The following is a 9,144-nucleotide window of genomic DNA, read 5'->3' on the forward strand; positions in this document are numbered from 1 at the left end:
GGATAGCTATCCTATTTTAAAATTATTTGAAGAACACCATGTTTGTGTCGCATCACCGAGCGCTTCTATTTTACAAAATAACCCATCGTTAGCTGAAGTTGCTCAATATCCAAGCATTATCGCATCTCCTTCAAGGCCTAACTTTAAAGGCTCTATTGATGATTGGTTCAAAACATTTGGTTTTAAAAGAAATGTAGTGGTTTCTGCACCTTGTTTTTCAATTGTGCCAATGTACCTTGAAACGACAGACTCTATTGCTTTTTTACCCTCTCGTGCAATTAAGGGATTGGATTTAATTGAAATAAAACTTGAACAGTCTCCCGATAAATTCGATGTTATCGCTGCTTGGCATCCGCGCTACAGTGAAGATGCGTTGCAACGTTGGGTGATATCAATGCTTCAAGCTGAGTCATAGATATTAATCTTCGAGTGAGCGCTTCAGTGGCAAAGTTGACTCTTTATTTGGAAAAATATACTTAGGAATTAGGACTTTTTTTGAAAAACTGATAAAGAGTTATTAATGCTAAAATTATTAGCAAACTTACTGAAACTCAGTTGGTTAACTTCAGTCGTGAGTTGGTAGGGGGATAAACTGGGGGAATGTTTTTTTAAATTAAACCTTTACTATTAATGATTTATTTTTATCGGCGGTATGATGTAAATTCTGGCTGTATAAATCGTCTACTTCATCGTTGCTTGACGACGGAGCAGTTATATCTGATCTAATACTTACCGAATGATTGTTTTAGCAGTGGCTATCCTAAGTGACTCTTTATAAGCCATTTACTACTTAAATCAGTCATTCTATTTTTGTCATTTTGATTGTATGCAGGTAATAGATGCAATCACTATGACCCTATAAACAAAACCATCTTTCCCTGTTATATATTTGTTTACTTGAGGCAAAAATTTACTACCTACTTATCAGCTTTATATTATCAAACCCAATAAATCGATATTGAATAATATAATGCTCAATGCTTAGAGGTGACGGTGTTGTTGAACACTATAAAACTCAATAGCAACTCTAGTTAATTAATGTTTTCTTATCGTTAAGTGTTATTTATGAATTCTATCTATTCATGTACCTCTCATAAAATATCACTCAACACAGTACCGGAAGCTAACAAGGCTAGGTTAAGCTTTAGAAACAACTTTATTCATTTCCATCAATATTTAACAAAATCTCGTTAAATGTTGATTTTCATGAGGTATTGGTGTGTCAGTACCTCTCGTCCATTCCCTTAATTTAAGCCTATTTCCTGTGCATTATTTATTTGTATTTTTAGCTAATTGAGTGATTGCTAATTACCATGCAGTTGTCTATATTTGCAACGTTTCTTACCCTTTAATTGGATGACAATCTTGTCTAAAAAATCTGTGTTTTGTTCTTTTGGTACCTTACTTGGTTATGCACCAGGTGGCGTTGCGGCTTATTCTAGCGACTATGATAGTGCGAGTGATATTGACTATCCTAAGCGCAGTGCTTTTCGTCATTATGTCGACGGTATTTATATGGGCTATAAATGGCAATGTGTTGAGTTTGCGCGTCGCTGGATGTATAAAAATTATGGGTATATTTTTGATGATGTGTCCATGGCCTATGAAATTTTTAACTTACGTTCAGTGCGTGATATAGCATCCAACACACGCTTACCTTTACAAGCTTTCAGTAATGGGAGTAAACGTCATCCGGAGCCGGGTTGTTTATTAATTTGGGAACAAGGTGGTGAGTTTGAACAAACAGGGCATGTTGCTATTGTTACGGAAGTCTTCTCGGATAAAATTCGTATTGCAGAACAAAACCTTGACCATAGCGTTTGGCCAGAGGGAAGAAATTATAGCCGTGAATTAGTGGCGACTATTAGTGACGATGGTGAGTATTGGCTTGCTTGTTCATTTAACGATGCATTGATTTTAGGCTGGATGATACAAACCGAAGATGAAACTAATGCAGAGGTGAGCGAAGAGATTAATAAGCAGTTGTTTGCTTTATCCAGTCATTACGCTAAACCAATTGTTGGGCAACAAAAATCCTGGTTAAATGTGGCTAATAAAGATGAAGCTGCTTATGTAAAAGCTTTGCATGGTCATAAGTTAAGCGCGGTTGCTGCGGACCAATATCGTTATTATGTGTTATCAGATACTGCGCAGGATACGCTACGCCGTGCCACTAATGAGTTACATGGTTTATTCATGCACGCGACGGATTATGTGCTAGATAATGAACAATTATTGGATAAATTTAATTTACCTCGCGCTTTGTTACCTAAGATCCGTCAGTCCTGGGATAATCGTTTAAATCAATTGATCACGAGTCGTTTTGACTTTTCCATGACAACGCAGGGGTTAAAGGTTTATGAATACAACTGTGATTCGGCATCCTGTTATATGGAAGGTGCTAAAATTCAGGGGAAATGGGCTCAACATTATGATGTGCATGAAGGAGAGGATGCGGGTAAGGATTTATTTAAGCAACTGGTGCATGCTTGGCAAAAAAGTCAGGTAAAAGGCCTTGTACATATTCTTCACGATGTTGATCCTGAAGAGAAATATCATGCTTTATTTATTCAACAAACTTTAAAAGCGGCAGGTATTGATAGTCGTTTGATTGAAGGTATTGACTCCTTGATATGGGATGAGTTGGGCAATGTGGTTGATGCGCAAGGGGATGTGTTGCATTGGGTTTGGAAAACATGGTCATGGGAAACGGCGTTAGATCAAATTCGCTTAGAGTGTGAATCTGATGATACGTCATCTGAAAATTTTGAGCCTTTATCTAAAAAAGGTAAAACACCACGACTTGCTGATGTTTTATTGCATAAAAATATTATGATTTTTGAACCTTTATGGACATTAATCCCAAGTAATAAGGCAATTTTACCCGTGTTGTGGTCATTATTCCCAAATCACCCATTATTATTGCAGGCAGACTTTGTATTAAACGAAGATTTACAGGCTAGTGGATATGTCAGCAAACCGATTGTTGGGCGTTGCGGCGCTAATATTCAATTAGTTGATGAAGAGCAAGGCGTGCTTGAAGCAACGGGAGGTAAATTCGCAGCTCAAGATAATATTTATCAAGCATTGTTTCCGTTACCTTTAGTGGATGGCTACTATGTACAAGTTTGTACGTTCACCGCTGCGGGTAAATATGCAGGCAGTTGTTTACGCGTGGACTCATCAATGATTATTAGTAAAGACAGTGATTGTTTAGCGTTACGCTTTGTTAATGATGAGGATATTTTGCAATCATAATAGGTTGTCTTATTATTGCTTTATTTCTCTTAAGCTCACTTCGGTGGGCTTTTTTTTAGCTTGTATTTACCATATTAGTTTATGCAGATCCTATTAACGATGAGAGTGCCATCAGTCATATTCCAATGTTCAGTCAATAAATGTTAAAAATGAAAATAAACATGAGATTGGAACAATTTATGAGGTCATCACTTAACTACATCATCAATCTTTTCAAGTGTTGATTTTTAGTTTTACACCTCTCAAAGCCTTGCTACTAGTGTGGTTATGATGTTCTTCGATATTTTAAGTTACGGAAAGTGACAAAAGTTTTTTTTGTAAAGGTCTAATGAAGGATTTTTTCATGTTTTTTGTGCTCTGATAAACGCTTATTAACTTATTGTATTGTGTATTTATTTATTTGACATAGCCTTAGCCCTGCAAGCTACTTCACGTCATTAGACAGGTTATATTATGAATATAAAATTGAATCAAAAATCAGATATCCTAGAACAAATCTTCTCGCGATTAAAAGCACATTTCCCAACACGCGAACAATCTCTCCTACAAAGTTTTATTAATGCTATTTATCGTGATGTTAGCATTGTTGATTTAGCCACTATCAGCCCAGATGATTTATCTGGCTTAACGGTTTCATTGTGGCGAGAAGTGCATCAATGGAAAGGTGAAACAGCCAAAGTAAAAGTATTCAACCCTGATGTTGAGCAGGACGAGTGGCAATCTAGCCATACCGTTATCAGTGTATTAAGCCGTAATATTCCGTTTGTTATTGATACGGTAAAAATAACATTAAACAAACAGAACACTAAATTACATCGTATTTTTTATAGTGAAATACACAGTGAGCGTGGTGCTTCTGGCAAGTTGAAAAAATTAAATACAGACAATGATACTGAGCTGTTGTTATATATTGAAATTGACCAAACAACGTCATCGACAGAGCGCGCTAAAATTCAAAAAAGCTTGGAGAAGGCATTAGCGAATGTATCGCAAGTGGTTGATGATTATCATCAGATGATCGACAAAGTAAAAGGGGCTATTGCAACCAGTAAAAAAGCTGTCAGCGCTATCGCATCAAAATCTGACTTTACTGAGCAACAAACTTATTTGGATTGGATGGCTGACGACCACTTTACTTTCCTCGCTTGTGATCAATTTACAGTTAAAGATAATGTAATTTCTATTGTTAAAGATAGCCAGTTAGGTTTATTAAAACACAAAGATTTTATGCAAGATAAAGCACAGTTTGACTGTGTACAAGAGTTACAAGATCCTTCTTTATTGCACTTTAGTAAAGCGTCACAACGTGCCATGGTGCATCGTATTGCTTACCCTGATGTTGTATATGTGAAACAGTTTAATAAACAAGGGGTATTAATTGGCGGACTTCGTTTTATAGGCCTTTATACTTCATCTGTTTATAGTGGTAGCCCGTTAGGTATTCCTGTTATACGTCAAAAAATCAGTAATATATTAGCGCAATCGGGATTAAGTCTCGGTGGGCATTATTACAAAGAGTTAACGCAAATATTATCGACCTATGCGGTTGAAGATTTATTGTTATGTGATGAAAAAACGTTACTTCATAATGTTATCGAAGTTTTACATGCGCAGGAAAGAAAACAGCTTAAATTGTTCTTAAGAACTGACGGTAATAAACGCTTTGTTACTGCTTTATTGTATGTTCCTCGTGATGTTTACAATACTGAAGTTAGACTTAAATTTGTCGAGTTATTATCACGTACTATGCCAATCGCTGACAGTGACTTCCAAACCTATTTAAGTGAATCAAACCTTGCACGTTTACGTTTAGTGATCCACTTGGATAAAGCCTATGAAGGTGAGTTAGAAGTTGATGCTATCCAGTTGCGTATGCAACAAATCACTAAAGCGTGGCATGAAGAGTTACAAGATTCATTGTTTGAACAGTATGGTGAAGAAACAGCAGTAAAACTGACTCGTAAATATCAATCTGCTTTCCCAAGTAGTTACCAAGAAAGCTTTAGCTCTCGTGTTGCAGTAGCAGATATTGACCGTATTGAATCGTTATATTTATCACCAGAACGTTCAATGGCTTTGCGTTTCTATCGCTCAATTGAAGCGAATAACAGTGGTCTAAAATTAAAACTTTTCCATCAAGATGGCGCATTATTATTATCGGATCTTATCCCTATTTTAGAAAACTTAGGGTTACAAGTTGCGCAAGAGTACCCTTATCAAGTATGCCCAGTGGGTGAGAATACCTTCTGGTTATATGATTTCACTTTATTGTATGTTGGCGATAATGGTTTTGACCCTGAAAACTTCCGTCATCTATTTTCCGATGCTTTTTTAGCTGTTTGGTATTCAAAAGCAGATAACGACCCATTTAATAAATTGATTTTAGGTGCCGGTATTGATTGGCGTGATATCGCTATGTTACGTGCCTATGCAAAATACTTAAAACAAATTCGTTTCGGTTTTAGTCATTTTGCAATGGCAAAAACATTGCTTGAACATAGCGGTTATGTAAAACAAATTGTGAGCTTATTTCATGCTCGTTTTAATCCTGAGCTTAAAGTTAGCATCGAAAAACAAGCACAATTAGAAAACGATATTTTAGAATCTTTAAACGAGGTTAGTAACCTTAATGATGACAGGGTACTTCGTAAGTTTGTTGAGTTGATTATGGCGACCATTCGTAGTAATTATTTTCAACAAGAAGGTGGGCAATTTAAAGATTACATCAGCTTTAAATTCGACCATAAAAAAATCAGTGAAATTCCATTACCACGCTTAAGTTATGAAGTGTTTGTCTATTCACCTCGCTTTGAAGGTGTACATTTACGTGGGGGTAGTGTTGCACGTGGTGGATTACGTTGGTCTGACCGTGGAGAAGACTACCGTACTGAAGTTTTAGGCCTGGTAAAAGCACAGCAAGTTAAAAACTCTGTGATAGTACCGGTTGGCGCAAAAGGTGGCTTTGTTGCTAAGTATTTAACGCCTGCCATGGATCGCGATACATTTATGCAAGAAGGTATTGCGTGTTACAAGATGTTCATTAGCGCGTTACTGGATATTACGGATAACCTTGAAGCGGGTAATTTAATCCCACCACAACAAGTGGTGCGCTACGATAATGATGACCCTTATTTAGTGGTCGCTGCTGACAAAGGAACTGCAACTTTCTCTGATATTGCTAATGAGTTAGCAACCGATAGAAACTTCTGGCTAAACGATGCTTTTGCATCGGGTGGCAGTAACGGGTATGACCATAAAAAAATGGGGATCACTGCAAAAGGTGCTTGGATTAGTGTGCAACGTCATTTCAGAGAGTTAGGGATTAACGTTCAAGAACAACCTATTACCGCGATTGGTATTGGCGATATGGCTGGCGATGTATTTGGTAATGGCATGCTATGTTCTAAGAAGATTAAATTATTAGCGGCCTTTAACCATTTACACATCTTTATTGACCCGAACCCTAAAGATTTAGATGCGAGCTTTGAAGAGCGCCAACGTTTATTTGATACACCAAGAACGAGCTGGGCAGATTATAACGCTAAGCTGATTTCTGCTGGTGGTGGCATTTTTGAACGTTCAGCTAAATCTATTACAGTTACACCTGAAATGGCTAAAGCCTTTGCTATTAAAGCCGGCAAAGTAACACCGACGGAATTGATTTCGTTATTGCTTAAAGCGTCTGTTGACCTGTTATGGAATGGCGGTATCGGTACGTATGTTAAGAGTAAGCAAGAAAGCCACGCTGATGTAGGCGATAAAGCGAATGATAATCTACGTGTTAATGGTGCAGAATTACGCTGTAAAGTGATTGGGGAAGGTGGCAACTTAGGCATGACACAAAGTGCGCGTATTGAGTATTCGTTAAACGGTGGGCAGTGCTTTACCGATGCGATTGATAATGCGGCAGGGGTTAACTGTTCGGATTTAGAAGTTAACATTAAAATCTTATTGGATAAATTAGTATCAAAAGGCGATTTAACCGTTAAGCAGCGTAATGTTTGGTTACAAAATATGACTGGGCAAGTTTCTGAATTGGTATTGCATAATAATTACCGTCAAGCACAAAGCATTAGCCTGTCTTATAAAAATGGGGATAAATGTATTGAAGAGTACCGCGGTTTAATTGATAGCCAAGAAGAAAAGGGTAAATTAAATAGAGCGTTAGAGGTTATCCCAAGTGATGAAACTATCACTGAACGTAAAAATGCCGGTCTTGGTTTAATGCGTCCATGTATTTCAGTTTTATTGTCCTATGCAAAAAATGAAATGAAAGAGCAACTGGCTAAGGCTCGAATTGCAGAAGATGGTTATTTAGCAAAAGAAGCAGAGAAAATATTCCCAGCTGAATTAGTTAAATCCTATAAGAATGAAATACATGAGCATCCGCTATTGTCTGAAATTGTTGCTACTCAAGTCAGTAATGATTTGTTTAATGTGATGGGAGCAACGTTTGCTCATCGTATTATGGCTAGCACCGGTTGTTCGTTCTTAGAGCTTGCAAAATCTTGGGTTATTGCGCGTGATATTTTCAATCTACCTGAATTATTGGAAGAGATTGAATCACTTGATAATCAAATTGATAATGCCGTTCAAGCGAAACTTAGCAATCGATTAATGCGTATGGTACGCCATGCTTCACGTTGGATTGTGAGACGACATAGAGATCAACTTGATTGTGCATGCTTGATTAAAAAGTATAAATCTTCATTACATGCCGTTAAAGCTAACTTACCTCAGTTACTGAGTGAGCGTGGTTTACAGCAGCGTCAACGAGAATTGGATAGTGTTACAAAAGAAGGTGTACCAGCAGCATTGGCTGAGAAATTATCAAATACTGAGCAGTCATATGCACTGTTAAATATTATTGATGTCGCGAATAAATTGAAAATTGATCCTCAATTAGCTGCACATGTTTTCTTCCATTCTGAAGAGAAGTTAAAGCTAGCTGATATCTCTTCGCAGTTGAACTTGTTACCGGTTGATAGTCATTGGCAGTCACTAGCAAGAGAGGCGATGCGTGATGATTTAGAGTGGCAACAAAAGCGTATCACCAGAGCGATTTTATTAACCTTAGAAGGTAAAGATGTTGAAAAAGCTTATGTTGATTGGGAGTCCCAACATCAGAGCTTAGCGACTCGCTGGCACAAAATGGCCGAAGCATTATCGGCGGTAAGCATGCCTGAGTTTAGTATGTGTCAGGTTGCGTTAAGGGAGTTATTAGATTTATCTAAAAGTTAACCTTTATCGTTGAGCGCTATGAGTTCAGGCTTTTATAGCTCAGTTAATACAGCTCAACTTATCTTATATAGTTATGATTATAGTTATAGTTATAGTTAATAGAGTTAAAGCTAAAAAGCGATGTGAATAATCACATCGCTTTTTTTATAGGTGTTTTTCGCTAGGGCTTGCTGTATAAGATCAAAAGCTTATTAACCACGAAGGCATGGTTTAGCGAAACCTGATTAAACTCGAAGATATAAATCGGTAAAGATCAAAAGCGGTAACCACGAAGTCACGAAGATTAGAGAAGATAAGGCCAAAAAACGCCTTAAACACGAAAGGGCTAAGGAATTTAAGGTCAAAAGCTGTTTGACCACGAAGGCACGAAGAGTAGAGAAGGTAAGGTCAAAAACAGGTTAAAGACATAGCAGAAAAAGGTAGAAGCCAAAAACAAGTGAAATAGTCGAGTTTGTTGGTTTTTAAACCTCCCATTTTTTTACTTCATATCCTTCGTGAAGCGCAGCGCTTCGTGGTGATTATCTTTAAAGTCAAAAGCTGTTTAACCACGAAGGCACGAAGAATAGAGAAGGAAAGATCAAAAATAGGTTAAGCAAAAGCAAAGCAGAAAAAGATAAGAACCAAAATAAATAAAATGACTAGTTT

General features: G+C 37.2%; 3 protein-coding genes. All 3 read left to right on the top strand.

What is annotated here, in order from left to right:
* A partial coding sequence (locus tag MT390_RS19400; RefSeq protein ID WP_499442844.1) for a LysR substrate-binding domain-containing protein occupies window positions 1–415 on the top strand: 415 nt, incomplete at its 5' end.
* 950 nt (window positions 416–1,365) lie between these two features.
* On the top strand, window positions 1,366–3,258 hold the full coding sequence (gene gss, locus MT390_RS19405) for a bifunctional glutathionylspermidine amidase/synthase (RefSeq protein ID WP_499442845.1): 1,893 nt from the start codon (window positions 1,366–1,368) through the stop codon (window positions 3,256–3,258).
* Between the two features lie 453 nt (window positions 3,259–3,711).
* Entirely contained in the window at window positions 3,712–8,499 is a 4,788-nt protein-coding gene (locus tag MT390_RS19410) for an NAD-glutamate dehydrogenase (protein WP_499442846.1), read from the top strand.
* Window positions 8,500–9,144 lie beyond the last annotated feature (645 nt).

Source organism: Vibrio sp. 2-Bac 85 (assembly GCF_037546705.1).
Classification (GTDB): domain Bacteria; phylum Pseudomonadota; class Gammaproteobacteria; order Enterobacterales; family Psychromonadaceae; genus Psychromonas.

Excerpts from the sequence above, each read along its gene's own strand:
- MT390_RS19410 (WP_499442846.1), top strand. The coding sequence starts at position 3,712 with ATGAATATAAAATTGAATCAAAAATCAGATATCCTAGAACAAATCTTC.